Origin of the sequence: Sorangium sp. So ce836 (assembly GCF_028553905.1) — a bacterium.
GTDB classification, from domain to species: Bacteria; Myxococcota_A; Polyangia; order Polyangiales; family Polyangiaceae; genus Sorangium; species Sorangium cellulosum_D.
Genome location: NZ_CP102233.1, coordinates 3,417,670 through 3,443,899 on the forward strand (window position 1 = coordinate 3,417,670; position 26,230 = coordinate 3,443,899).

Annotated in this window: 19 protein-coding genes; 6 read left to right on the forward strand and 13 right to left on the reverse strand. The window is 74.0% G+C overall.

Annotation, left to right across the window (positions count from 1 at the left end):
• Positions 1 to 6 precede the first annotated feature (6 nt).
• From NQZ70_RS12450 to NQZ70_RS12460, 3 genes are all read right to left on the reverse strand, one after another.
• Complete coding sequence (locus NQZ70_RS12450) at positions 7 to 855, reverse strand: MaoC/PaaZ C-terminal domain-containing protein (RefSeq protein WP_129574417.1); 849 nt, start codon at positions 853 to 855, stop codon at positions 7 to 9.
• A 137-nt stretch (positions 856 to 992) separates the two neighbouring features.
• Positions 993 to 1,829 carry a hypothetical protein gene (locus NQZ70_RS12455; protein ID WP_129574418.1) on the reverse strand — a complete coding sequence of 279 codons (837 nt, stop codon included), beginning with the start codon at positions 1,827 to 1,829 and terminating at the stop codon, positions 993 to 995.
• Positions 1,830 to 1,839: 10 nt separating this feature from the next.
• On the reverse strand, positions 1,840 to 4,152 hold the full coding sequence (locus NQZ70_RS12460; RefSeq protein ID WP_165373922.1) for a serine/threonine-protein kinase: 2,313 nt from the start codon (positions 4,150 to 4,152) through the stop codon (positions 1,840 to 1,842).
• Between the two features lie 125 nt (positions 4,153 to 4,277).
• Between NQZ70_RS12460 and NQZ70_RS12465 the strand changes: the two genes are divergently transcribed.
• Both NQZ70_RS12465 and scpB read left to right on the forward strand, forming a co-directional pair.
• Positions 4,278 to 6,440 (forward strand): ScpA family protein, encoded by a 2,163-nt coding sequence (locus NQZ70_RS12465; RefSeq protein ID WP_129574420.1) that lies wholly within the window; start codon positions 4,278 to 4,280, stop codon positions 6,438 to 6,440.
• A complete protein-coding gene (gene scpB / locus NQZ70_RS12470; RefSeq protein ID WP_165373923.1) occupies positions 6,427 to 8,205 on the forward strand; it encodes an SMC-Scp complex subunit ScpB in 1,779 nt (592 codons plus the stop codon). Before NQZ70_RS12465 ends, scpB begins: the two co-directional genes overlap by 14 nt.
• A gap of 42 nt (positions 8,206 to 8,247) precedes the next feature.
• On the opposite strand, the gene NQZ70_RS12475 is transcribed toward scpB, so the two are convergent.
• Positions 8,248 to 8,592 carry a DNA-binding transcriptional regulator gene (locus tag NQZ70_RS12475; protein WP_129574422.1) on the reverse strand — a complete coding sequence of 115 codons (345 nt, stop codon included), beginning with the start codon at positions 8,590 to 8,592 and terminating at the stop codon, positions 8,248 to 8,250.
• A gap of 78 nt (positions 8,593 to 8,670) precedes the next feature.
• Between NQZ70_RS12475 and NQZ70_RS12480 the strand changes: the two genes are divergently transcribed.
• Complete coding sequence (locus tag NQZ70_RS12480; RefSeq protein ID WP_207217815.1) at positions 8,671 to 10,302, forward strand: lamin tail domain-containing protein; 1,632 nt, start codon at positions 8,671 to 8,673, stop codon at positions 10,300 to 10,302.
• A gap of 200 nt (positions 10,303 to 10,502) precedes the next feature.
• On the forward strand, positions 10,503 to 11,132 hold the full coding sequence (locus tag NQZ70_RS12485; protein WP_129574423.1) for a helix-turn-helix domain-containing protein: 630 nt from the start codon (positions 10,503 to 10,505) through the stop codon (positions 11,130 to 11,132).
• A 261-nt stretch (positions 11,133 to 11,393) separates the two neighbouring features.
• Here the strand turns inward: NQZ70_RS12485 and NQZ70_RS12490 are convergent, their stop codons facing one another.
• Positions 11,394 to 12,758 (reverse strand): TldD/PmbA family protein, encoded by a 1,365-nt coding sequence (locus tag NQZ70_RS12490; protein WP_237245262.1) that lies wholly within the window; start codon positions 12,756 to 12,758, stop codon positions 11,394 to 11,396.
• Between the two features lie 175 nt (positions 12,759 to 12,933).
• Positions 12,934 to 13,686, reverse strand: coding sequence for a hypothetical protein (locus tag NQZ70_RS12495; protein WP_129574424.1), 753 nt, complete (start codon positions 13,684 to 13,686; stop codon positions 12,934 to 12,936).
• A gap of 260 nt (positions 13,687 to 13,946) precedes the next feature.
• On the opposite strand from NQZ70_RS12495, the gene larB reads away from it, so the two are divergent.
• Positions 13,947 to 14,699, forward strand: coding sequence for a nickel pincer cofactor biosynthesis protein LarB (gene larB, locus NQZ70_RS12500; protein WP_129574425.1), 753 nt, complete (start codon positions 13,947 to 13,949; stop codon positions 14,697 to 14,699).
• 68 nt (positions 14,700 to 14,767) lie between these two features.
• Positions 14,768 to 16,198, forward strand: a complete 1,431-nt coding sequence (larC, locus tag NQZ70_RS12505; RefSeq protein WP_129574426.1) for a nickel pincer cofactor biosynthesis protein LarC — start codon at positions 14,768 to 14,770, stop codon at positions 16,196 to 16,198.
• 121 nt (positions 16,199 to 16,319) lie between these two features.
• Here larC and NQZ70_RS12510 read toward each other — a convergent pair whose 3' ends face one another.
• The 7 genes from NQZ70_RS12510 to NQZ70_RS12540 all read right to left on the reverse strand — a co-directional run bounded on the left by NQZ70_RS12510 (position 16,320) and on the right by NQZ70_RS12540 (position 26,208).
• The gene (locus NQZ70_RS12510; protein WP_237245263.1) at positions 16,320 to 16,961 is read right to left on the reverse strand and encodes a thioredoxin domain-containing protein; all 642 of its coding nucleotides are present in this window, start codon (positions 16,959 to 16,961) and stop codon (positions 16,320 to 16,322) included.
• A gap of 174 nt (positions 16,962 to 17,135) precedes the next feature.
• Positions 17,136 to 18,131, reverse strand: coding sequence for an ABC transporter permease (locus NQZ70_RS12515; RefSeq protein ID WP_129574428.1), 996 nt, complete (start codon positions 18,129 to 18,131; stop codon positions 17,136 to 17,138).
• On the reverse strand, positions 18,128 to 19,657 hold the full coding sequence (locus NQZ70_RS12520) for an ABC transporter permease (RefSeq protein ID WP_237245264.1): 1,530 nt from the start codon (positions 19,655 to 19,657) through the stop codon (positions 18,128 to 18,130). The genes NQZ70_RS12515 and NQZ70_RS12520 overlap by 4 nt, the downstream gene beginning before the upstream one ends.
• A 15-nt stretch (positions 19,658 to 19,672) precedes the next feature.
• Positions 19,673 to 21,283 (reverse strand): trypsin-like peptidase domain-containing protein, encoded by a 1,611-nt coding sequence (locus tag NQZ70_RS12525; RefSeq protein WP_237245642.1) that lies wholly within the window; start codon positions 21,281 to 21,283, stop codon positions 19,673 to 19,675.
• Positions 21,283 to 22,377 carry a serine protease gene (locus NQZ70_RS12530; protein WP_237245265.1) on the reverse strand — a complete coding sequence of 365 codons (1,095 nt, stop codon included), beginning with the start codon at positions 22,375 to 22,377 and terminating at the stop codon, positions 21,283 to 21,285. Before NQZ70_RS12530 ends, NQZ70_RS12525 begins: the two co-directional genes overlap by 1 nt.
• A gap of 16 nt (positions 22,378 to 22,393) precedes the next feature.
• Positions 22,394 to 24,214: a Stp1/IreP family PP2C-type Ser/Thr phosphatase gene (locus NQZ70_RS12535; RefSeq protein WP_129574431.1), complete on the reverse strand. Its 1,821-nt coding sequence runs from the start codon at positions 24,212 to 24,214 to the stop codon at positions 22,394 to 22,396.
• Positions 24,211 to 26,208: an FHA domain-containing protein gene (locus NQZ70_RS12540; protein WP_207217816.1), complete on the reverse strand. Its 1,998-nt coding sequence runs from the start codon at positions 26,206 to 26,208 to the stop codon at positions 24,211 to 24,213. Before NQZ70_RS12540 ends, NQZ70_RS12535 begins: the two co-directional genes overlap by 4 nt.
• Positions 26,209 to 26,230: the final 22 nt, after the last annotated feature.

Here is a 26,230-nt window from a genome sequence, read left to right on the forward strand (position 1 = left end):
CGGCCGTCAGCCGATCTCCGCCCACGCGCTCGTGAGCACCGGATCGGGGCGATCTTTGACCGACGTCACCAGCGCGACCTTGCCGCCCTCGAGCATGTAGCCCCGCGTGATGAGGGTGTCGCCGGGCCAGACCGGCTTGCGGAACTGCGCGCCGTAGGCCCGCAGCCGGCTCGCGTCGCCGCCCGCGGCCTTCTGGATGATCGCGCGCGCCGCGAAGCCGTACGTGCAGAGGCCGTGCAGGATGGGGCCCTGCGCGAAGCCCGCCTTCGCCGCGACCTCCGGGTCTGCGTGGAGCGGGTTCTCGTCGCCCGAGAGCCGGTACAGGAGCGCCTGCTCGGGTGCGGTCGCCTGCTCGACCACCCAGTCGGGCTCGCGGTCCTTCGGCGCCGAGGCCGCAGGCTCGCTCTGCGGCGGGCGCGGCCCGCCGAAGCCGCCGACGCCGCGCACGATGATCGACCACACCGTGTCGAAGAGCGGCTCGCCGTCGAGGGTCGTCTTGGTCTCGACGATCACCTGCGCGAACTTCTTGAGGTCGTAGATGCCGGACAGGGTGGCGGTCGTGAACAGCGTTCCGCTCGTCGGGAGCGGCCGGTGCACGCGGAGCGTCTGGCCGCCGTGGACGATGAGCGGCAGCTCGGCCCCGGCCGCCTCGAGCGCGGCGAACACGGCGTCCTGCGAGGGGATGACGCCGAACGTCGGGTAGACCTTCATGCCTCCCGGCACGCCCTCGTAGAGGTACTCGAGCTCCTCGCGCCGGGCGCCGATGCCGAGCGCGTAGGTGGCCAGGGTCTTCCAGTTGAAGGTGAAGGCGCTGGGCTTGGTCGTGTGGCCGACCGTCGAGAGATTCAGCGGCATCGGGGGCTCCTCGCAGGATGGAAACGGTCGAGGAGGCGTACAGACCCGGCGATGTCGCGTCAACTGGCGCCCGCCGAGCGATCTCCGTGCGCATCGGCGCGGCGGGCACGCGCGCCGGGGCCACCCCGCGCGCGGGATCAGAGCGCCACGCGGTAGGCGATGAGCACGCCGATGTTGAACATGTCGACGCGCTCGGAGAGCGACGCGCGATCGCCGGTCGGCGAGATCTTGCGCTGCGCCGGGAGGAACCAGCTCGAGTAGCGGAGGTGGCTCCCGACGCTCCAGTTCTCGGCGAACGCCCAGTCCCCGCCGATCGCGAGCCCCGCGGCGACCCCTTCGGTGCCGATCGTCGCTGCCCTGGGACCGACGTACGCCGTGTCCGAGTACGGGTTGCGATCGGCCTCGACCGACCAGGAGTCGTTGACGACGACGCCGCCGACCGTCGCGCCGACCCACCACTCCGTCTTGGGCGTGCGGAGGGCGTAGTAGCGGAACACCCCGTCGAGCATGAAGTAGCGGCGCGAGTGATCGCGCTCGAGGCTGCTGGCCCCGTGCGCGGCGTCGGTGCTCAGCGACGCCGCCCAGAAGATGCCCGCGCCGAAGCCGATGTCGCCCCAGCGGTAGAGGTTGTGGATGCCGAAGGAGACGCTCGTCTCGCCTTGCTCGCACGCCTCCGGGGCCAGGACGGGGCAGACGTCGGCGCCGGGGAGCGTCATCACGCCGCCGCTCATCTCGACCATGGTGTAGGGGCGATCCCGCTCGCGCGCGGCGGCGGCGCGGCGGGCCGCCCTGCTCTCGTCGGCGCGGCCGGGGGCCGCGCAGAGGAGCAGGGCGAGCGCGGCGGCGCTCGCTGCGCCCGCGACGCGGCGCTTCGATCGGACCCCGCCTCGGCGCGGCGGCGCTGCTCGGTCGCCCTCCCCGGCGCGGACGTCCGTGGGTGCGCGCGACGTCGGGTACCAGCGGCCTCGATTCACCTTCGTCGAATTATAGCCAAGGACCGGTGGACGAGGGGAGCGGCGAGGAGCCTTCCGTGGGCAGCGGGGGCGGCGACGGCGGCAGGACCGGCGCGTCGCTGGCCGGCGGCGGGGCGGCGCCGGTCTTCGCGGGCGCGCCCGCGGCTCCCGACGCTGGCGGCGGGGCCGGCGCGCCGCGGGGACCCGGCGCCGGCGGCTGGCCGGCGGTCGAGCCGCGATCGCCGGCCGGCGCCGGACGGCGCGGGGGCGGCCGGCGATCGGGGCCGGCGTCCCGGAGCCCGCTGCTCTGCGGGGAGACCTGCGGCGGCGGCTCCGCGGGGGCGTCTTGCGGCGGGGCCGAGAGCTCGGCGGCGAGGTGCTGGGCCGTGGTGAGCTCCGGGTGCAGCTCGATCGCGAGCTTCGCCAGGCGGATGGCGCCGGACCTGTCGCCGGCGTACTTCCGCCCGAGGGCGTCGGCGACGATGCGCTCGGCGGACTCGCGCCGGAGCGCGCCGAGCCGCGCGTCCCTGGGCCACCGCGCGAGCGCCTGCGCGATGATGTCCTTCACGTTCTCGCCGGGCGGCGTGTCCCACGCGTGCCTGCCCATGCAGTCGCGCGCGCGGTCGATGTGCCCTTCCAGGGAGTCTCGCGCGGCGTTCCCCCCGAAGGCGCCGAGGTGCCGCCCGCCGAGGAACGCGACGAGCCCCACCGCGCCGGCGCACGCGAGGAGCGCGGTGGCGCGGGCGATCACCGCGCGGCGGGGGAGCTGCGGCGGCGCGGACGCGACGCCCTGCATGGTCGACGGCGCGGGCGCGGAGTCTCGCGCGGGGTGGTCGATGCCGAGGCCGACCGCCGTCCGCGCGGGCTCGTCCGGCGCGCCGCTGAAGTCTGCGCTGCTGAAGGAGGAGCGCTCGACGCCGCTCGCTCGGGGCGACGAGGCGCGCTCCGCGTCGCTCGCGGAGGAGCGCTCGACGCCGCTCGCTCGAGGCGACGCGGCGCGCTCGACGCCGCCCGTGGAGTACCGCTCGACGCCGCTCGCTCGAGGCGACGAACAGCGCTCCTCGTCGCTCGTCGAGGAGCGATCTTCCTCGTGGCGAGGCGACGCGGGGCCCCCGTAGAGCGCCGCCTCGCTGGCCGGGAGGAGCGGATCGAGGTCGCTGACGCGGGCGCTCTCCAGCGTGGGCGCGGCGATGCCTCCGATCTTGGCGGCGAGCGCGGGGGAGAGGTCGAGCGACTTGGTGCGCGACTTCGACGCCAGCTTCATGACCGCGCTGGCGCGCAGGAGCCCGGGCTGGGCGGCGATCTCGTCGGGGTCGAGGCCGCTCGCGCGCACGGCGAGGGCGAGGTCGCGGCCGAGGGCGCGCGCGTCCGGGGCGCGGTCCGAGGGCTTCTTGGCGAGGTTCTGCATCACGACCTCTGCGATCGGCGCGGGCACGTAGCTCGAGCGCGCGATGCTGCGCAGGTCCGCCGGCGGGGCGTGGGTGTGCTGGACGAGCAGCGCGACGGGCGAGTCGCCCTCGAACGGCGCGCGGCCGGCGAGGCACTGGTAGAGCATCGTCGCGATCGAGTAGACGTCCGCGGGCGGGCCGACCCGCTGCCCCTCGGCGCCTTCGGGCGAGATGTACTTGGCCGTGCCGAAGATGAGCCCGGCCTGGGTGGTCATCGCCTTGTCGGCCCAGTCGAGGCGGGCGATGCCGAAGTCGAGCACCTTCACGTAATCCGGGTCCTCGCCGCGGCGGACGAGCATGATGTTCTCGGGCTTGAGATCGCGGTGGACGATGCCCTGCGCGTGCGCCTCGCCGACCGCGTCGCACACTTGGAGGATGATGTGGAGCGCCCTCGGGAGCGGGAGCGCCTCGCTCTCGCCGGCCGTGCCGGCGGCGGCGAGCGCCGAGAGCAGCGAGATGCCGTCGAGGTGCTCCATGACGAGGTAGAGCTCGCCGCCGATCCGGGCGTCGGCCGTGGCGGGGATGCTCCCGGTCATGAGCACCTGGACGACGTTCGGGTGGACGAGCCGGCTCGCGATCTTGGCCTCGCGGTGGAAGCGGCTCACGAGCTCGGCGTTGCTGCTGAGCTCGCGGTGGAGGACCTTCACGGCCACGTCGCGCTCGATCCCTGCCTGGAAGGCGCGGTAGACGCGGCCCATCGAGCCGATGCCGATGAGGTGGCGGGTCTGGATCTGCCCGCCGAGGGTGAGGCCCACGTACGGATCGCGCTCGGCGGCGCCGAACGAGGCGCTCTTGCGCGAGCTCGCGAGCGGGGTGCCGTCGCGCGGGCAATAGAGCACGCCCGCGTCGTAGCGCTCACCGCACGAGGGGCAGCTCTTCGCGGGGGACGGCTTCATCGACCGCGCTGATCCTAGCACCGGTCCCGCCATAAATTCTCGGAGGGAGCGGCGTTTCGGCGCGTCGCGCCGCCGGGGGACGCTCGGGCGTGGACCGACCGGCGCCTTGCGACTACGGTCGCGGCGTGAGCGGTTCCAAGGCGGGCGCAGCGAGGGCGCGCGGCGGCAAAGGGCGCGGCAATGCGGGCGCCGCTCCTGCGTCCGCCGCCCGCCAGGGCGCCTCGGCCCGGGACGCCGCCTCGCCTGCCCGCGAGGCCGCCTCGGCCCGCGAGGCCGCGGCGGCTGCGCGCGAGGAGGCGGCGGACGCGGGGCCGCGGGAGGGCGAGTACGTCGTCACGCTTCCCTCGTTCGAGGGGCCGCTCGACCTGCTGCTGCACCTCATCCAGCAGCACGAGCTCGACATCCTCGACATCCCCGTGAGCTTCGTCACGGAAAAGTACCTCGAGTACCTGAAGCTCATGCGCTCGCTGTCGATCGATCTTGCGAGCGAGTACCTCGTGATGGCGGCGACGCTGGCGCACATCAAGTCGAAGATGCTGCTGCCGAGCGTCCCTGCGGGGCAGGACGACGACGGGATGCCGGGCGAGGAGGAGGATCCGCGGGCCGAGCTCGTCCGGCGGCTGCTGGAGTACCAGAAGTACAAGGTGGCCGCGGCCGAGCTGGCCGAGCGCGGCACGCTGGGGCGGGACGTGTTCACGCGCGGCATGAGCGAGAGCGAGGTGCCCAAGGGCCCCGCGCCGTTCGCGTCGATGGCCATCTTCGGCCTGCTGGACGCCTTCGAGCGGGTGCTGAAGCGGACGAACGTCCAGATTGATCACGAGGTCGTCTTCGATCGCATCAGCATCACGGATCGCATCGTGGAGCTCACGGAGAAGCTCTCGGCGCGGCGGTCGATGCGCTTCGAGGATCTGCTGCTCGACAGCGTCTCGAAGGGGGGCGTCATTCCCCGCTTCGAGGTCGTCATCACGTTTCTGGCCGTGCTCGAGATGTGCAAGCTGAGGCTCATCCGGGTCCACCAGACGGACTCGCTGGCGCCGATCCACATCCAGCTCTCGGTGCCGGACGGCACGCCTCCGCCAGATTTCGAGGTCGACGAAGGGGCGCCGGCGGCGGAGCGGGTCGAGGTGGCCGGGGGCGAAGAGGCGGGCGCGCCGCCTGCTGCCGGCGAGGGTGGGGGAGCGGAGGCCGCGAGCGTGGGGGGCGGCGAGCTGGCGGAGCCGGAGCTCGTCGAGGCGGCGGAGCTGGAGCTCGTCGAGGCGGCGGAGCTGGAGCTCGTCGAGGCGGCGGAGCTGGAGCTCGTCGAGGCGGCGGAGCTGGAGCTCGTCGCGCCCGCGGGAACGGAGGTCTCGGAGGCTGCGGAGGCGCTGAGCGGTGAATCGGCGAGCCCGAAGCCGCCCGAGTCCACGGAGGACGTGGAGGACAGGAGCGTCGAGGCGGAGGCGCCGGAGCTCGCGGAGATTGCAGAGGCGCCGAGCGACGAATTGTCCAGCGCGGAGCTGGTCGAGCCCGCGGAGGGCAGGAGCGTCGAGGCGGAGGAGCCGGAGCTCGCGGAGATTGCAGAGGCGCCGAGCGGCGAATCGTCCAGCGCGGAGCTAGCCGAGCCCGCGGAGGACAGGAGCGTCGAGGCGGAGGCGCCTGCGTTTGCGGCGACTTTGGGGGCGCTTGAGGCGGCGGAGGCGGCGGAGGCGGCGGAGGCGGCGGAGGCGGCTGAGGCGGCGGAGGCACCTGAGGCGGCGGAGGCTCCTGAGCCGGCGGAGACTGCGGAGGCGCCCGAGCTTGCGGAGGTTGCGAAGACGCCTGAGCTTTCGGAGGCGCCTGAGCTTTCGGAGGCAGCGAGCGAAGAGCTGGCGTGGCCGGAGCTGGCCGCGCCCGTGGAGGACAGGAGCATCGCGGCGGAGGCGCCTGAGCGTGCGGAGGCTGCGGAGGCGCCGGAGCTTGCGGAGGCGCCGGAGCTTGCGGAGGCTGCGGAGGCGCCGGAGCTTGCGGAGGCTGCGGAGGCGGCCACGTGGCCGGAGCTGACCGAGCCAGCCGAGCCATCGAGCGGCGAACCTGCAGGGCCGGAGCGTGCCGAGCCGGCGGAGGAGACGAGCCGCGCGCACGACCTCGCAGGGGGCGAGCCAGCGGCGGAACCAGACGCCGGTCCCGCCCTGGAGCAGACGGAGCGCGATGCGGCCGCGAATCCGAGCGACCTGCCGGCCTCGGAGGAGGCCGCGATGCCGCCGGAAGGGGCTGCGCCGGCGGAAGAGGTGGATGAGGTAGACGCAGGGAGTGGCCGTGACGGTGGCTGATGCCGCGGCGAAGCGGCGGCGCGTGGCGAAGACGACAGGACAGGGCGCGCCGGCGCAGCTGAGGGCGGCGGCGCATGCGTGGCTCGGCGGAGCGAAGCGGTCGCGAGGCGCAAAGAAGGAGCCGCGCGCGCCGAAGACGCCGGGGCAGGGCGCGCCGGCGAAGGCGAACGCGCAGGGCACGCCGGCGCACCTGAGGGCGGCGGCGCACGCATGGCTCGGCGGAGCGAAGCGGCCGCGAGGCGCAAAGAAGGAGCCGCGCGCGCCGAAGACGCCGGGGCAGGGCGCGCCGGCAAAGGCGAGCGCGCAGGGCACGCCGGCGCACCTGAGGGCGGCGGCGCATGCGTGGCTCGGCGGAGCCAAGCGGCCCAGGGGGGCGAAGAAGGAGCCGCGCGCGCCGAAGACGTCGGCGCAGGGCGCGCCGAAGCAGGCCGCGCCGGCGCGGGCGAGCGGGCGGGGCACGCCGGCGCGGTTGAGGGCGGCGGCGTACGCGTGGCTCGGCGGAGCGAAGCGAACGCGCGGCGCGAAGAAAGAGCCGCGCGCGCCCAGGGCGACGCGTCAAGATCCGCTCGCCCGCTTCCGCGCAGGCGCCTGGTCCCAGCTCGGCGATCCGGCGCGTCGCACCGATGCTCCCGTCCGGAGCGCGACCTCGGGGCCCGCGCAGGTGCCGGGGCTCTCCGCGGTCGCGCGCAAGCATCTGAAGGGCGTGCTGGAAGCGCTCATCTTCGTGGCGGAGCGGCCGGTGCCGGCCCGCGAGCTCGCGCGCTCGGCGAACGCAGAGCACCGCGTCGTGCGCGAGCTCTTGGCCGAGCTCGTCGCGGAGTACGACGGGCGGGGGTTCCGGCTGGACGAGGTCGCCGGAGGGTACGTCTTCCGGACGAGCCCCGCATTTGCGCCGTTCGTTCGCGAGGTGACCGATCAGAAGCCGGTCAAGATGTCGCGCGCCCAGACCGAGACGCTCGCGATCGTGGCCTACCGGCAGCCGATCACGCGGCCCGAGATCGACGAGATCCGCGGCGTCGATTCCGGCGCGGCGCTCAAGTCGCTCCTGGAACGAGACCTCGTGAGGATCCTGGGCAAGAAGGACGAGCCCGGGCGCCCGATGCTGTACGGCACGACGGCGCAGTTCCTCGAGTTCTTCGGCCTGAAGGCGCTCGGCGAGCTGCCGACCCTGCGCGAGTTCACCGAGCTGACCGAGGAGTCGCGACGCGCCTACGAGCGCGAGCTCGGCGAAGAGCCGCCGGAGACGGCGGTGGCGACCGCGGGCCAGGAGAGCTTCGCCGGCGCGGAGGGATCAATCCGGACGACGGTCGCCAGCGCGGCCGAGGATCTACCGGAAGACGTCGGCGTGTCGCCTACTGCGCCGCGGGAGGGAGATGTTGTGATGGAAGCCATGGAAAACCACGTGCGTGAGGGGAGCTCGGTCGCTGGGGAGGATGCTGGGGCTGTCGAGGAGGCCGCCGCCCGGCACGACAACCCTGCCGAGGAGGATGCGTTGCGCGACGGAGACGACGAGGACGACGAGGACGAGGACGAGGAAGACGAAGACGACGAGGGCGAAGACGAAGAGGACGAGGACGAGGACGGGGGAGAAGACGAGGACGAAGAGGGCGAGGACGACGACGAGGAGAGCGAGGACGACGAAGAGGACGAGGACGAGGACGAGGACGAGGACGAGGACGACGAGGACGACGACGACGAGGACGAGGACGAGGACGAGGACGACGACGACGACGAAGAGGACGACGAGGACGAGGACGACGACTGAATCGTCATCTCCTCCTGACCCTCAGGCCCATCGGCACGTCGTTCACGACGGTGGGGCGTCCATCGGATCCGGATAGGTTTCGGCCAGCTTCATCGCTGCGCTCCTCAGCTCGGGGTGGGCGAGGAGCTTGCGGAAGAGCCGCCAGAGCTCGGGGTCGGAGAGCAGCTGGAGCGGCGAGGCGGTCGCCTGCTTCTTCTTCTTGCGGGGGATCGCCTCCGGACCTTTGCGCCGCAGCTCCTCCATCATTCCGACGAAGCGCTTGGTCGGGAAGAGATCGCCGTGCTCCCAGGCGAGCACCGTCTCCTGCTCGATACCCAGCGCTCCGGCGAGCTCGCGGGCCGTGCACCCAAGCTCCTGCCGGAGCTTCTTGATGTCCTCGGGGGCCATGCAGAGGCGAGGGTAGCGGCCTCGAAAAAAAAAGCGACGGCGAGCAACCGGCGGCGCGCTCCTGCCGAACTCCGCGTCATGACCCAGCACCCGCCGACTCGCCCCTCGTGCACCCCCCGCGCTCGCCGGGCCCTGCCGCTCGCGCTCGCGCCGCTCGTGGCCTCCGCCCTGCCGCTCACGCTCGCGCCGCTCGCGGCCTCCGCCCTGTCCTGCGCGCCGGAGCTCGCGGCTCCCCCTCGCTCCCCTCCTGAGGAAGAGGACGCCGAGCTCGCCGACCCCGCGGACGCGGGCCCCGAGCTCCACATCGAGCCCGAAGCGCCCCTGCACGCCGCGCCGCCGGTGCTGCGGCTGCGGGTGCGCCTCCCGGGCGCCTCGCTCGAGGGCGTCGATCCTGCCCGTGCGCTGGTCGTCCGCGGCAAGGTCGGCGCGGCGCACCTCCGCCAGATCGAGCAGGGCGAGCTGTCGAAGGCGCTCTCGGAGCGCGTCGTCCCGTCGATCGCCTGGCTGGACGGGACGCCCCCGGGAGACCTCACGCTGACCGTGGTGCCGCTCGTCCCGCTCGCGCCCGGCGAGACGTACGCCGTCGCGAGCGGCAGCCCCGTCTTCTCGCACCACCTCCAGATCGCCGCGGAGGGCTCGCCGCCCGTGCTCCCGCGGATCTGGCCGCCGCCCGACGCCGGGGCGAGCCTCGGCCTCGGCGTCTGGTGCGGCGACGCGCCGCTCCCGGAGACGATCGCCGCGGCGACCCTCGAGCCGAGCGGGCCGGCGGGCGAGCTGCGCCGCGGCGCCGTCGAAGGCGTCGGCGCGCGCTGCCTGCGCTTCGAGGGGGAGCTGCCCCCGGCGCCGGGCGAAGCGGACGAGCTGCGCCTCGTGGGGCCGCCCGTCGCGTTCGAGGGCGAGCCGGCGGCCGTGAGCCTCGACCCGCGTCCGTTTGCGCTGGAGTCGGAGCCCCTCCCCGCCGTCGCCGCGGCGTGCGCGCCGGACGAAGTGCCTCTCGGGCCGGGGTGCGCCCAGGTCGCCGACGATCGGATCCGGGTCCGGTCGGCGGACGCGCCGCTGCTCTGGGCGATCGCGGGCGAAGGGCTGGACGAGGTCCTCGCCCTACGGCCGGGCGAGCCGTTCGTCCTCGGGCCCTTGCCGCCCCTCTCCCCCGTGGAGCTCGCCATTGCCACCGTCGACAACGCCGGCCGCGTGGAACGGCGGACGTTCTCTGCCGTGATGCGCGCGCCCATGCCCCACGTGATCATCAACGAGGTACTGGCAAATCCCGTCGGTCCGGAGCCGGGGCAGGAATGGGTCGAGCTCTACAACGATGGCGACGTCCCAGCTGACCTTACAGGGTATGTGTTGGCCGATGTGGGCGGAGAGACCGAATTGCCCTCCATTTCGCTGGCTCCCGGCGCGTACGCGCTGGTCGTCAACGAGGGATTTGTCTCCGATGATGAGCTCGATCCCCCGGCTCCTCCCGAGGCGCTCCTGCTCCGCGTGCCAAAACTTGGCAACCATGGGCTGTCCAACTCGGGAGAACCGCTCAAATTGATGGATGGAGGAGGTGCTGTCTTGTCCAGGTCGCCCGCCATGCCCGAGCCGAAAGCAGGGATGAGCTTGGCCCGCGTAGGACCGCGCGCTCCCGACGGCTCGGCTGGCTCCTTCGTGACCAGCTGGCCGACACCCGGGCGCGTGAACATAATGAACCAGGAGATCCCCTGAAGGATGGGGAGTTCGCCTCCGTACGGGGCGATCTCTCAGAGGGGCCGAGAAAATTCGAGCAAAGCGGGTGACGGACCCGTCTGTGAGAGCTAGGTTTCAATCGAGTAGACAGACGGGTGGGGGGGGCCGCCACCTGAGGAGACGCTGCCGCGCTGTGAACGCGAGCTGTGCGGCAGGTGCCTTTCGCGTGGAGTTCGGCGATGGCTGGTGTTCGTGAGAAGCTGTTGACCGCATCCGACCTGGCAGCCCTGTGCGAGGTCGACTTGAAGACAATCCATAACTGGGTGGATCGAGGGAGGATTGCCCATTTCCGTACGCCAGGGAGACACTTGCGCTTCAAGGCGGCGGATGTGGCCGAGTTCCTCCGCGCATGGGGCTATTCGGTGCCCCGGGAGCTCGCCAAGGCGACCTCCAAGTCGATGATGGCCATCGGCACCAAGGACACGATGGCCCACGTGGCGCGATCCCTCGGGGAAGGCGTGCCCATCCGGCACGCGAGCCACCCGTACGACGCGCTGATCTACGCGGGGGCGGACCCCGCGGACGTGTACATCGTCGACGTTCGGGCCGTGTCCGGCGACGTCGACGTCACCTCCCTGTTCGAGGCGCTCCACCGGGCGAACTCCCAGGGGACGTTCGTCGCGCTGTCGGACGAGCCGATCAGCCTGCCGCCGTTCGTGGGGAGGATCGGCCGCAACGACGCGCAGCAGCTGAAGGCCTTCCTGATGCCTGAAGCGGCCGCGCAACCGGGGGCGCCCCTCCAGGCGAGCGCCGGCGCAGCCTCGGAAGAGCCGCCGCGGAGCTTGGCCGCAGGCGGGTCCTCGCGCTGAGCGAGGGCCGCGGCCGTCCTACGCCCAGCTCGACAGGCTCGGCGAGGACGGCCGCGGGCGACGGAGGAGAGCCCGCCACCGAGCGCAGCACTGCAAGCACGACCCGCTGAGGACAGAACCCCCCTCCGCAGCGCAACCTGGGGCCGGTTGAAGGGTCGCCCGCAACGCAGCTGCCGAGCCCGCTCCCACGCTTTCCTGGATGAGCTGGAGAAGAAGGCGTCGAGGAGCGCGGGCCGCTCGAACGACGGCGGATCAGCGCGCTCAGCTGCCGGCGATGGTCATGGCGGAGACCCGGAACGTCGGAGATGACGTCGCCGTCCGGAGATCGAGGTCGTTCCCGACCGCGTCGATGCGCTGCAAGAGCTCGTCGAGGTTCAGCGAGATGGTCACCTCGCTGACGGGGTATGTCAGCTCACCGTTCTCGATCCAGAAGCCGGCGGCGCCGCGGGAGAAATCGCCGGTCACGGCGTTGAAGCCGAAGCCCATCATCTCGGTGACGTACAGCCCGCGCGGCGTGGAGCGGACGATCTCTTCCGCCGGCGTGGAGGTGGGCTGCAGGATGAAGTTCGAGGTCGACGGGCCCACGCCGCCGCCGGCGCCGCGCGAGGCGCTGCCGGTCGAGGGGCGCTTGAGCTTCCGGCCGCTGTAGCTGTCGCAGAGGTAGGTCTTCAGGACGCCTTGCTCGACCACGACGTTGCGCCTGGACGGGAGGCCCTCGCCGTCGAACGGGCGCGAGCCGGGCGCGCGCGGGATCAAGGGGTCGTCGACGACGGTGATGAGATCGCTGGCGACGCGCGTCCCCTCGCGGCCGATGAGGTAGCTCGACTTGCGCCAGATCGCGCTGCCCATGAGGCAGGAGCCGAGCAGCCCGAGCATCGAGCGGGCGACGTCCGGGTCGAAGACGACGGGCGCCTCGCAGGTCGGCACCTTGCGGGCGCCGAGCTTGCGCAGCGTCCGGCGGGCTGCCTCGCGGCCCACGGCCTCCGGGGCGTCCAGGTCCGCGAGGTGGCGCCGGGCGGTGAAGTAGAAGCCGCGGCGCTTCTTGTCATCGCTGTCGTCGGCGACGGGGGAGACCACGAGCTGGGCGTACGAGCCGGCGACGCCGCCGCGGAACCCGCCGGACAGGACGAGGGCGTAGGCGCCCGCGCTCCGCGAGAACGTCGCGCCCTCGCTGTTCGTGATGCGGGGGTCGGCGTCGCGCGCGGCCTGCTCGCCGCGGCGCGCGAGGTCGATGGCCTGCGCGGCGGTGACCTCGCCGCCCGAGGGGTCGTAGAGATCGAGCGCGGGGAAGTTCCCCTTGGCGATGAGCTCCGGGTCGGCGGGGCCGGCGAACTCGTCCTCTTGAGAGATGTCGGCGAGCTCCAGCGCGTCCGCGACGAACCGATCGAGGCCGCGGGGCGTGAGGTCGGAGGTCGAGGTCAGCGCGACGCGCTGCTTCTTGATGATCCGCATGCCGAGGCCCTTGTGGACGGCCTCCTCGACGAGCTCGGGTTCGCCGAGCCGCACCTTGGTGGTGAGCTCGGAGCCGGAGCGGGCGATCGCCTCCGCGACGTCGGCGCCGCCTTTTCTGGCGCGGGTCACCACCTGCTCGGCCAGCTCCATCAGTTCTTCGATCTGACGATCCATGCGGGCTCGTTCGGACATGAGGCGACAGGGTGGTGGAGCGCGGTGGCTCCGTCAACGCGGTGACGCGGCGGGCCGGCCGCCGCGACGGTCCGTCGCCGCGGTGACGCGGCGGGCCGCGCCGCCGCGACGGTCCGTCGATGCGGTGACGCGGCGGGCCGCGCTCGCGGGAGGCGCCTCAGCCCGGCCGGTTCGAGCGGCCACCCTTGCCGAGGCCGAGCCGGCGCTGCGGGCGCGTCGAGGCGGGCCGCGGCGGCTCGGCCGTCGGAGACGGCGCGCTCGGGACGGCGCGGGGGCGCGGGGCGGCGGGGGGCTCGCCCTTCTGTCCGCCGCCCGGGGGCTCGCGCCGGAGGAGGGCGCTCACGGTGACCGCGAAGCCGGCGGCGAGCATGGTGTACATCCAGAGGAGCGCGTAGCCGAGCGGACCTCCGGCGATCGGATGGACGCCGAAGTCGCCCTCGACCTGCCGGTAGGTGCCGTCGAGCGCGAGGCGCCGGGACAGGGCGAGGACGGCGAGCAGGGCGATCGCGAGCGGCGCGCCGGCGAAGACGGCCAGCGCGCGGATCGAGCGCTGCGCGGTGGGCCGGCCGCCGGCGCTCGCGGCGAAGCGCTGCGCGGCGACGAACCCGGCGGGCACCGAGGCGGCGTCGAGGAGGAGCAGCACGAGGTCGACGGCGGACGGGATCCGGCGGGTGTCGACGAGGTACGCGAAGCTCCAGTCGGGCGCGAAGACGAGGAAATAGGCGCAGACCGGGGCGAAGACGAGGACGGCGAACAGGCAAACGAGGGCGAGCGGCCGATCGGGTGCGCCGGACGCGAGCCGTGGCTCCGCCGCGCGGAGCGCGCCTGGGCGGTGAGAGGCTGCTGCGCTGAACCAGGCGAGCAGCGCGCCGAGAGCAAAGCCGACGAGGGGAGCGACGAAGGCGGGCACGCGGCGCGGAACGTAGTCCCGTCGCCCCCTCCTGCGCAAAGAGCCTGGAGAGTTTGCGTGGGGCGGCACAAGGACGCGCGAGGGGAGCGTGCCGGGACGGCGCCGCCGGGGGACGGCGCGCCGCGCGAGAGGGGGCGTGCACCGAGCCGCCGGAGGCGCACGGCCAGGTGCGCCGCGGGCGCGAGGGGGTGACGGGAGGAACGGGCGGACGGGGCGGAACGTTTGCTCTGGCGGCGCCGCCGCGCTAAGCGGCTGCGCACATGGAGCCGCGCCTCGTCCGGGACATGCTTGAGCGCGTTCGCACCGGCGAGCTCGCCGTCGAGGAGGCGCTCGAGGCGCTCCGAGGCCTGCCTTTCCGGGATCTTGGCGTCGCTACCGTCGATCACCACCGCGCCCTCCGGCAGGGCGTGCCCGAGGTGATCTTCGGCGAAGGGAAGACACCCGAGCAGATCGCCCTGATCGCCCAGGAGATCTCGGGGGCCGGGCAGAACGTGCTCGTGACCCGGGTCGACGCCGCGAAGGGCGCGGCGGTGGCGTCGCTCTTGCCCGCGTTCCGCTACGTCCCGCTGGCGCGGACCGGCACCGTCGAGGTCGCGCCGACGCCGAAGCGCGCCGCCGGTCCGGTCGCGGTGGTGACCGCGGGCACGAGCGACCTCCCGGTCGCCGAGGAGGCCATCGAGACGCTGCGCGCCGTGGGGCTCGAGGCGAAGCGGCTGTACGACGTGGGGGTCGCGGGGCTGCATCGCTTCCTCCATCGCGTCGAGGAGCTGCGCAAGGCGTCCGCCGTGATCGTCGTCGCGGGCATGGAGGGCGCGCTGCCGAGCGTGGTCGGCGGGCTCGTGGCGGCTCCGGTCGTCGCGGTCCCGACGGCGGTCGGCTACGGCGCGGCCCTGGGCGGCTTCACCGCGCTCTTCTGCATGCTCACGTCGTGCGCCTCCGGCGTCGCCGTGGTCAACATCGACAGCGGCTTCGGCGCGGCGATGGTGGTGCATCGCATGTTGCCGAAGGAGTGAGCGCTCGACGAGCGCGACCGCGGGAGCGCCGCGAGGCACAGACGCCCGGCGAACGGAGCAGGCGAGACATGGGACACGGGCACGATCACGACCATGCGCATGGGCACGGGCACGACCATGCGCACGGGCACGACCATGCGCACGGGCACGGGCACGACCATGCGCACGGGCACGGGCACGACCATGCGCACGGGCACGACCATGCGCACGGGCACGATCACGATCACGCGCACGGGCACGACCACGATCACGCGCACGGGCAGGGGCACGACCCTGCGCACGGGCACGATCACCCGCGCGCGCCGCTCCTCGAGGAAGGCGCGGGCGCCGGCAAGATCCTGTTCTTCGACGCCTTCAGCGGGATCGCCGGCGACATGACCATCGCCGCGCTGCTCGATCTCGGGGTGCCGCTCCTCGTCATCGAGCGCGCCGTCGCGGCGCTGCCCATCGAGGGGTTCCACCTGCACCGCGGTCACGCCCACCGCAGCGGCATCGTGGCGACCTCGTTCGACGTGCACGTCGAGGCGCCGCAGCCGGAGCGCACCTACGGATCGATCGACGCCATGCTCGCCGCGGCGCCGCTCGATCCGCCCGTCGCCGCGCTGGCGCGCCGGATCTTCCGGCGCCTCGGCGAGGCGGAGGCCGCCGTGCACCGGATCCGCCTGGAAGACGTGCACTTCCACGAGGTCGGCGCCGTCGACGCGATCGTCGACATCGTGGGCGCCGCCGCGGCCATCGTGCACATCGGGGCGGAGGTCGTCGGCTCGCCGCTGCCCATGGGGCGCGGCTTCGTGAAGGCGCGGCACGGGATCCTCCCGCTGCCGCCGCCCGCCGCGGTCGCGTGCCTCCGCGGCGTCCCGACCTACGGCGTCGACCTCGACGCCGAGCTGGTCACGCCCACCGGCGCGGCCATCATCGCCGCGCTGGCGACCCGGTTCGAGCGCTGGCCGACGTTCGCGCCCGACCGGATCGGCTTCGGCGCCGGCCAGCGAGAGCTCCCGGACCGCCCCAACCTGCTGCGGGTCGTCCTCGGGACGCGCTCGGGCGGGGAGGAGAGCCTCGGCAGCGCGTCGCACGTGATCGTCGAGGCGAACGTCGACGACCTCACCGGCGAGGTGGCGGGGCACGCGATCGAGGCGCTGTTCGCGGCCGGCGCGCTCGACGCGTGGGCGGCGCCGATCACGATGAAGAAAGGGCGGCCCGCGCTGACGATCGCGGCGCTCGCCGCCGCCCCCCAGGCCGACGCGGTAGCGACGGCGCTGCTCCGCGAGACGACCAGCATCGGGCTCCGGAAGATCCCGGTCGCCCGCACGGAGCGGCCGCGGCGGATCACCACCGTGAAGACCGCGTACGGCGCCATCCGGGTGAAGATCAGCGAGGGGCCGTTCGGGCCGCCGCAGATCAAGCCGGAGTTCGACGACTGCGCCGCGGCGGCGAGGACCCACGGCGTCCCGGTGCGCGAGGTCGTCTCGGCGGCGCTCGCGGCCGCCAAGGGGTAACGCGACGGCCGCCGGTCGATGACGCCGCCGGGGCCGCCGGCGGCGACGCAACGCCGCGGCGCCGCGCGCGCGCCCGGGCGACCGCCGCGCTCACCGGACGGGGCCGAACGCGCGCGAGCGCTCAGTCGGGGCGCTGGATCGGCAGCGCCTCGGCCTCCCACCCGAGGAAGCCTCCCTCGAGGAACGCGACGGGGACGCCCTCCTCCGCGAGCTTCGCGGCCACGTCCTTCGACTTGTCGCCGGAGCGACAGTAGAGGACCGGCGCGCCGGCCAGCATGTGGAGCTCGGCGAGCCGGCCCTCGATCTCGTCCAGCGGGATGTGCACCGCGCCGGGGATGTGGGCGCGCCCGTACGCGGGGCCCTCGCGCGTGTCGACGGCGACCACCTGACCCTCGCGGATCAGCTGCGCCAGCTCGGCCGCCCGGATGGCGCCCTCGGCGCGCGGGAGGAACGGATCGAGGAGCTCGCGGAGCTGCTTGCGGTTGAGGACGCCCTGCTCCGCGGCCGCCGGGCGGCCCCGGTGAAAGACCATGAACATCGGGACGGCCTGGATGCGCAGCATGGTGGCGATGCGCTTCGACTTGTCGATGTCGATCTTGACCACCTTGGCCTTGCCCTCGAGCTCGCGCGCGATGGCGTCGACCTCCGGCGCGACCGTTTTGCACGGCCCGCACCAGGTGGCGGTGAAATCGATGAGCACGGGCAACTCGCTGCGGAGCACCTCGCGCTCGAACTCCTGCTCGCTGATCTCGGGAACGGCCATGGCGGGCGAATTCATAGCGGGCCTTCCCATCGAGATCGAGTGGCGCGAGGCCCCCGCCGCCGGGATCGCGCAGATGAGCCCGATTTCGGCGAAATCCCGGCGCGGCCTGGGCGCGAGGCGGGCGGCGGGCGCAGCGGAGACGGCCGCGGGCGCTCCGCCCCGCCGCGCGCGCCCTCAGCGCGGCGTCCGCGCGCGCACGGTGCGCGCGTCGACGGCGTCGCGCAGCGCGTCGGCGATGAGGTACGAGCCGCCGACCGTCGCCAGGAGCAGCAGGCCGGGGAGCACGAGCAGCCGGATCTCGCTCGGGTGCCGCGCCGCCTGGCCCAGCGTCTCCCCCCACGACGCCACGCGGGTGGGCGCGCCCATCCCGAGGAACGAGATCGCCGCCTCGAGCAGGACCACGGACGCCACGCCGAGCACCGAGCTCACGATCGTGGGCCCGAGCGCGTTCGGGAGGATGTGGCGGTAGAAGACGCGCAGCCGGGTGCTGCCGAGCGCGCGCGCGGCCATCACGTACTCCTCGCTCGAGGCGCGCAGCACCTCGGCGCGCACGAGGCGCGCGATCTCCGCCCAGCGGACGAAGGCGACGGCGAGCACCAGCGACAGCGCGGAGGGCTCGCGCTCGATGGCGCGCACGATCGCCACGACGAGGATCGCCGGGAAGGTGTCGACCGTCTCGACGAGGCGGACGAGCCCGTCGTTCCAGAAGCCGCGCAGCGTGCCGGCGAGCCCGCCGAGCACGACGCCGAGGAACATGCCCACGAGCACCGCGCTCAGCGACAGGCCGAGCGCGGTGCGCGCGCCGTAGATCAGCCGCGCGGCGAGATCGCGGCTCTCGAAGTCGGTGCCGAGCGGGTGGTCGAGCGAGGGCGACGCGTTCGGGCCGGCGTCGGTGCGCTGCTCCGGGCCGTAACGGATGGGCGGCCAGATCGCGACGCCCACCTCGAAGCGCACCCGGAGCTCGGCCTCGGTGAGCGACTCGAGCTCCGCGGCGTCGGTGATCGCGGGCAGGATCTCGGCGCCGTCCGGCCCGAACCGGGCGATCGGCGCAGGGGCGGCGAGCAGCTCGGCGAAGATGGCGAGCAGCGCGAGCACGCCGAGCAGGACGGTGCCCGCGGCGACACGCTTGCTGCCGACCATCCGGCGGAGGAACGCCGCCGCGTGCGTCACGCCCCGCTCCTCCGCGACAGCACCGCCGGGCCGAGCCGCGGGTCGACGAGCACGTACGCGAGATCGGTGGCGATCACGCCGAGCGCGGCGATGCCCGCGGCGCCGATGGAGATGGCCATGAGCCAGCTCACGTCGCGCGCCTGCACGGCGAGGAGGGTGAGCTCGCCGAGGCCGTGGAGCTCGAAGACGCGCTCCACGACGAACGCGCCGCCGAGCGCCATCGGCGGCTCGAGCATCGCGAGCGTCACGACCGGGAGCACGGCGTTGCGCAGCCCGTGGACGGCGATGGCGCGCGCGGCGCCGGCGCCGCGCGCCCGCGCGGCCCGGATGAAGTCCTGCGTGAGCACGGCGACGAGCGCCGCGCGCTGCTGACGCGTCGGCGCGGCGATGAGCGAGAGCGCGATGAGGCACGTCGGCAGGAGCAGCGATTCCGCGCCGCCCGCGAGGAGCGCGGCGGCCACGGCCACGATGGCGGTCGGGAGGACGGCGAGCGTGAGCACGGCGGCCGCGATGGCGGAGTCGCTCCGCCGGCCGCGCGAGGCCGCGCTCAGCGCGCCGAGCGGGACGGCCACGGCGTAGGCCAGGGCGATCGCGCCGAAGACGAGCGTGAGCGTGACCGGCGCGCGCCGCTCGAGCTCGTCGAGCACCGGCTCGCCGGTCGCGGCGACGCCGAGGCGGTGGGTGACCGCGCCGAGCGCCCACTTGCCGTACCGCGTCTCCAGCACCGTCGCCGCGAGCCGCGCCGGGCCGGAGAACACCTCGAAGTCGCTGCGGTAGACGTTCCAGAAGGACTTCCACCGCGTGACGCACGCGCGCGCCTCCGCGAGGTCCTCGCCCGGCGCGATCCGGTCGTCGATCTCCGTGATGTGGGCGGCGACGTCGACGAGGGCGCGCGCCTGATCGAGCGTCGCCGCGTCGCGCGGCGGCTGGAGCGCGGCGATCACCGGCTGCAGGGCGAACGTGTCGAGCTCGAGCAGCTCGGCGGCGCGCGACTCGGAGCCGTAGCGGACCAGGCGGCGCACCGCGCTCCGGACCGACGCGCTCCGGAACTCGATGCCGCGGTCGTCCCAGAAGCGCGTCCAGAAGGCGACCGCGTGCGCCGGGGCCGCGGCCTCGTCGGCGCGCGGCAGGCCCATCCGCGCCGCGACCGGCGCGAGCGCGAGGGCGACGCGGGTGCGCGGCTCGGGCGCGAGCGCGTCGAGCGGCAGGATGTGCGGCAGCGCGGCGCCGCCGAGCCGCCGCAGCTCGTCGGCCGCGGCGGCCGCGCCGTCGCCGCCGGCCGCGACGGCCTGCACGGCCGCGAGGGCGCGCAGGCGCACGTCGCGCGGGTCCAGGTTGATGAAGCGCGGGAGGTCGAGGAAGCGCTCCCGGCGCAGCCGCGCGAGCTCCGCGCTGGAGAGCGAGCTGGCGAGGAGCGGATCGTCCGTGGGATCCGGGACGAACGAGAGCACGAAGAACGTCAGCAGCGAGACGCCGACGAGGGTGGGCAGCGTCCAGAGGAGCCGTCGGAGCGCGTGGCGGAGCATCTCTCTCGCGCGGGGTCAGCGCAGGATGGCGTCGAGCAGGTCGATGCGCATCCCGAACTTGTAGGGGGAGGCCTTGACCACCTCCGTCTTCTGGCCGGAGATCGTCTCGTCGTTGCCCTCCAGGTAGCCGCCGGCGTTGATGCCGATGACCTTGCCCTGGCCGTCGAAGATGGGGCTCCCGTTCATGCCGCTCGTGCTGCGGGCGTCGTGCTGGATCAGCCAGGCGTCGGCCGCGCCCGCGGGCCGGCCGTTCGCGCCGGTGATCCGGCCGATGTTGGCCGCGAGGAACGTGGCGACGGGGTTCGCGGCGTCGGTGAGGCGCTCGGGGAAGCCGATCAGGTACACGTCGTCGCCCGCGCCGGCCGCGGCGAGCTCCTCCCGGGTGGCGAGCTCCAGGACGGCGGCGGCGCGCCCCGCGATCGACACGACGCCGATGTCCGGGGTGAGCTGGTCCGCGCTGTCGCGGTACTGGGGGTGCGTCCGCATGCTTGTCACGGCGAAGCTTATCTGGCCCCGGCCCTCGTTCTCGAGCGCCACGATCGTGCCGCCGCGGCGCTTGGCCGCCGTGATGCAGTGCGCGTTCGTCGCGAGGACCGAGGGCCGCACCGCGAACGCCGTGCAGAACCCCTCGCGCCCCGAGGCGAGCATGAAGATCCCCTTTCTGAAGCGGTCGTGGAGGTTGCGCCCGAAGTTGGCGTTCGAGGGGTGGAGCGTGCCGAGGCGCCGCTCGATCTCCTTGCGCCGCGGGTCCTCCGGCGGCAGGCGCGCGAGCTCGGCGCGCAGCTGGCTGATCTCGTCGTGGGAGGAGCGGTTGTAGGCGATGAGCCCGGCGAGGCTCGCGAGCGCGACCACGAGGAGCGAGGCGAGGATGTAGGTCGTGCGACGCTGGCCCGCGGTCGCGGCGTGCACCTCCTTGTGGAGCATGGCGTTGAGCTCGACGGTGCCGCGGGGCTTCGCGCGCCCCGTGGCGGCCGAGACGGCCGAGGAGATCATCATGGCGATCGTCCGCTCGCCGACCCGCCGCGCGCCGGCCGGCGGCGCGGCCGCGACGTGCCCGGGGTAGGCCGCGGCGTGCGCGGCGTAGCCCGCGGCCTGCGCCGGGAGAGCGGCGGCCGGCGCGGGGTGGCCGGTGCCCGGCGCCGGGTACGCGGCCGGCGCGGGATGGCCGGCGGCGTGCGCCGGGTAACCGGCGGCGGGCGCCGGGTACGCAGCGCCCGCCGGGTACGCAGCGCCCGCCGGGGAGCCCGTGGGCGCGGGGTAGGCCGCGGCGTGCGCAGGGGGAGGCGGCGCCGCGTGCGCCTGCGGCGGCCCCGGCGGCCGGCGCTCGACGAGCTCGATCCGCACCCGCGGGCCCTTCGTGCCGAACGTGACCTCGTCGCCCGAGGCGATCGGGTGCCGCTTGATCCGCTGCCCGCCCGCGTAGGTCCCGTTGCGGCTGTCGAGGTCGTAGAGCACCCAGCCCGCCGCCTCGAGGCGCGCCTCGGCGTGGTGGCTGCTCGCGTCGCGATCGTGGTTCGGGTCGAACACGACGTCGTTGTCCGGCGCGCGGCCGAAGCGCACCACGCGCTTGTCATGGAGCTCCACGGACCCGGCGTTGCGCCCGAACGTGTGCACGACGCGCAGCATCACGGCGCGGGGACCCCCTTCAGCAGATCGATGCGCATCCCGATCCGGAACGGCGAGCTCTGCGTCACCGTCGTCTTGCGCCCATCGATCGTCACGTCGTCCTCGTCGTCGATGTGGGCGGCGTGGATGCCGATCACGTGCCCGTACTGGTTGAAGATCGGGCTCCCGCTGTTGCCCCCGCGCGTGACCGCGTCGTGCTGGATGACGACGGCGCGGTCCGGCGTCGTCGCCTCGTGGTCGACGCCGGTCACCCGCCCGATGCGGCCCTCGAGGAACGTCGCCGAGGGGCTCAGCGGATCCATCAGCCGGCCGGGGAAGCCGAGGACGTAGGCGTCGTCGCCCGGCCCGATCGCCCGCAGCTCGGCGTCGTTCGCGAGCTTCACCGTGTGCGACGCCCTGCCGTCGATGCGCAGCAGGGCGACGTCCGGCGAGCCGGACCCCGCCTGCCCGGGCTTGTACGCCGGGTGGGCCGACATCGCGACGATGCGGAACCGCGTCTTCCCCATCGAGTCGTTCTGCGTGACGATCGGGGTGCCGCCGAGCGCGCGGCAGTCGCGGACGCAGTGCGCGTTCGTGGCGAGCAGATCGGGCGCGACGGCGAAGGCCGAGCAGCAGCCGCCGATGCGGTTGTCCACCTTGTAGCCCATCACGTAGAGGGCCAGCCGGTTCTGCTCGAAGATGGCGCGGCCCGAGAGCACCTGATCCGGGATCTCGCCCGTCGGCCGCGCCGCGGGCGCGACGCCGAGGCCGACCTCGCGCGCCAGCGCGTCGGCCGCCCGGCGCGACCGGTACGCGACGACGCCCGCCACCGCCACCGCGACGAGCGCCGCGGCGACGCCGAGCCCGAGCAGCAGGTTGTGGCGCGCCACCCGCCGCCGCGCCTCGTCCGCCTTGGCCCGCACGAGCGCGACCGCCTTGTCCTCGCGCCGCATCGCCTGCACGACGGCGTCCCTGACGATGCGCTGCGCGGTCTCGACGTCGACGCGGCCGTCCGCGTCCGGTCCCCGCGGGGGCGGCCCTTCCTGCGGGGCGGCCGGAGCCTGCCGGCCACGCTTGTCGTTGCTGCGCAGCATCGCGGTGGGTGGCGCGCGCACGTGCGCTGCGCGGGGCCTAACGGAGCAGGTAGTAGCCGGCGATGGTAACGCACGCGACGGCGCTCACGATCATCAAGATCACGAGCCACTGCGGCGCGCCGTCGGTCGGGATCATGATCGGCTCGTCGCCCTGGACGGGGGCGCGGGCCTTGCGCTCCTCCAGCGCGTCGTCCGGCGGCAGGGGCGAGATGACGGGGTCGTAGTCGTCGCCGTCCTCGTCCAGGTCGCTGTCCGCGGCGCTCAGCCACGACTTCGGCGAGGGGGGGCGCTGCGAGATCTTCTTCTCGTCGAGCTCCTTCACCTTGCGCGCCGGCTCGGACGCGGCGGCGTTCTGCGCGAGGAGGTGCTCGGGCAGCGAGTACTTCTGGTAACGGAGCTCCTCGATGTCCGCGAGGTCCGGCTCGGCGAGCCCGTCGCCGTCGAACTTCGCGACCACCACCGTGATGTTGTCGTGGCCGCCCGCCTGGTTGGCCCGATCCGTCAGCACCTTGCAGGCCTCGATCGGATCGTCGACGGTCCGCAGCACCTCGCGGATCTCCTCGTTCCTCACCATGCCCGAGAGCCCGTCGGAGCAGAGCATCAGCGTGTCGCCCTGCTTGAGCTGCACGTAGGTGAGGTCGACCTGCACCGAGTCGGCCGTGCCGAGCGCCTGGAGGATGATGTTGTTGTGCTCGAAGGTCTCGGCCTCCTCCTCGGTGAGCTGGCCGGCCTCGATGAGCTGGTTCACGAGCGACTGATCGCGCGTCACCTGCACCAGTCGATCGCCGCGCAGGACGTACGCGCGGCTGTCGCCGACCTGGCCGAGGAACAGGTGATCGTCCATGAGCGCGGCGATGGTCGACGTCGTGCCCATCCCGCGCCGGGTGCGATCGAGCTTCGCCTCGCTGAAGATCCTGAGGCCCGCGGCCTCGATCGCCTGCACGAGCCGCGCCGCGAGCTCGTCGTGGTTCTGCGGGGGACCGCCGGCGCTCATCCGCTGGTAGATGATGTCGACCGCGAGCTGGCTCGCGACCTCGCCGGCCGCGGCGCCGCCCATGCCGTCGCACACGCCGAGCAGCGCGCCGCGCTCGCCGATCACCTGGTAGCGGTCCATCTCCATCAGGCCGCGGCTCGCCTTGGTGAGATCCGCGACGATGAAGTTGTCCTCGTTGTGCTCGCGGACCTGCCCCACGTCGGTCCGGCCGAACAGCCGCAGCACGACCTCGGGTCGACGCGGCTCGGCCGGCGCTGCCGCCCCGCCGTCCATGTCGTCGGGGCGCTGCCCGCCCTCGGCCGGCTCGTCGCCCGCGGCGGGGCGCAGGGTCGAACCGTCGCCGATGGCCTCCGCGGCCGGGGTCTCGTCGAGCGCGCCGTCGTGCGACGCGGCGACCGCCGGGGCCCCGGGGGACGCGTGCGCGTGGACGCCGGCCGGCGGCGCGTCGGGGGTCGCCGCGTCCGCGAGGTCGTCCGACCGCGTCGCGCTTCCATCGGCGTCGTCTTCGCGCAGCCCTCCGGCGGTGAGCCGCACCCGCGGCGGCGGAGGGAGCTTCCTCCCGACCTTGTCGGGGCTCGGGGCGCCGGGCGCCTTCACGGATTTCACGGAGATGCCAGCCTTCTGCTCGCGCGCGGCGTTCGCGGCCGGGCGCACCTTGGGCGGCGTGGGCGGCTTCCAGTTCACGGGCTTGCCTGCTTCCAGAGACCCCGCCTTGCCGGCCTCGAGCGACGCGGCGCCGTGCGGGGAATCACCAAGGGCCTTGCCCGCGTTGCCGCTCGGGTCGGTCCCCACCGACGCCGCGCTCGAGAGCCCCTCGACTTCCAGCGCCTCGGTCGGCGTTTCGCGGACGGTCGGGTCGCTCATCGGGAGAGATCCACGCGGAACAAGTGCTGCCCGATGCGCACGAAATCGCGATCGTGGAGGCTGACGTCCTCGCGGATGGCGACGTACGTCCCGTTCGACGATTCCAGGTCGGTGAGCGAGAACTCCCCCGTGGCCGGGTTCCTCCGGATGGCGGCGTGGCGTCGCGAGAGGAACGGATCGGCCGTGAACACGATGTCTCCCGTTTCCCGTCCGATCACCGTCTCGTCCCGGTAGAGGTGGTACACGTCCCGCGTCACGCCCTCCACCGTCCGCTGGCACAGTCGCGCCCGCCGGTGGATGGCGGGCGAGCCAAACAGCAACGTTCCATGCTGGATCGCATGGCCGAGGCCTCGCTCCCCGTCGCTCACGGTCTGAAACTGTAACACCTCGAGCCCCAGGAGGAGCAAGTCGCCATCTCGAAGGGGGTGCGTCTTCCGGATGCGCAGGTAGATGCGGTTGACGCTGCCCAGGTCACGGAGAACCCAGGACCCGCTCTGCGGAATGAGCCGCGCGTGCCGCGGCGAGACGTACAGGTCGTCCTCGAGGACGATATCCCCCTCGGTGCGGCCGATGTCGACCTGCGGCCCGGTGAGGGGAAAGCTCTTCCCCTCGGTCCCGTCTTCGACGATCACGATGAGCTTGCCTTCGGGCGCCCGGGCCGGCCGCGTGTCGGCCGGGACCCACGCCGGCGGGCGGACCGAATAAGACGCCCGCAGCGGAGCGAGCGGCACCTGGGAGGGCGGCGGCACGCTGCCCGCCTCGGTCGAGAGCGGCCCGGCGGCGTCGCCCGGCGAGGGCCGCGGCGGGTCGCGCCCGACCTCCGGGGCGGGCGCGGGCTGCGGGCGATCGGCGGCGGGCCTGGACGGGCGCTCGGAGACGGGCCGCTCGCCCTCGAGCGGCGCCCCGCAGTACTTGCAGAACCGCGTGCCCGCGAGGCACTGACCGTGGCAGCGCGCGCACTCGACCGGCCGGGCCGGCGCCTTCTGCGACGACGCGATGTCGAGGACCGGCGAGCCGACGATCTTGTCGGGGGTGCTCCCGCTGGCCGGGGGAGGCGGCAGCCGCGGGGGCGGCTGGGCGACGGGCGGCAGCGGAGGCGGCGCCGGCCTGGCCGGCGGCGAGGCGCCGGGGCCCTGCCGCAGCGCGTCCCCGGCGCCGGGGCGCTCGTCGCGCGGCGCGGGCGGCGACGCGGCCTCGGGCGCAGGCGCGTGCCGGGGCGCGGCGTCCTGGATCCCCCGCGCCGTCGTCTTGGTCTCCTCGATCGGCGGGTGCGCCACATACGGCGCGGCGGGGGACGGCCCGGCGTCCGGGTCGCTGCCCCTCGCTCGCCTGGGCACGACGCTCGCCGGCTGCGGCGCGCCCGCCGGCGCGGCGCCGTCCTTCCGGTGGAGCGGCGCGCCGCACGTCACGCAGTAGCGGTAGCCCGGCGGGTTGTCCCCGCCGCAGCTCGCGCACGAGAGCCCCAGCAGCGCCTCGGTGATCGACGGCGTCGCCTGCGCCATGGACGGCGCCTCCGCGTCGCTCCGATCCGCGGGCCGCGGCCCTTGCAGCGCCGGCGCCATCTGGATGGCGCTGTCCAGCGCGCCCGCGGCCGGCGTCGCGGCGCCCTCGCGCGCGGGCGCGAGGCGCGCGGCGATCTCCGCGCGGCCGTGCGCCGCCGGCATGGCAGGCTCCGTCCTCGCCGAGCCTATGGGGCTGAACGAGAACACCGGCGCCTCCGGGCGAAGGCGCCCCGGCGCGCCGCGGGCCCCCGGCGCCCGGGTGGCCGAGCGGGCGTCGTTCGCGGGCGGCGAGTCGGCCTGCGCGGGCGAAGGCAGCGCCGGGAGCGACACCTGGGGCAGGCCGCTCGGCGGCGTCGGCGGGGCGACGCGCGCCTCGCGCGCCTTGAGCCGTCGGCCGCAATCCTGACAGAACGTCAGATCGGCAGCGTTGTCGCGACCGCACACATCGCAGATCACGCTGCCGAGGGGACCGCGGAGCGACGGTCGAGTCAAGTGGACGGTGCGTTCTCTCGAG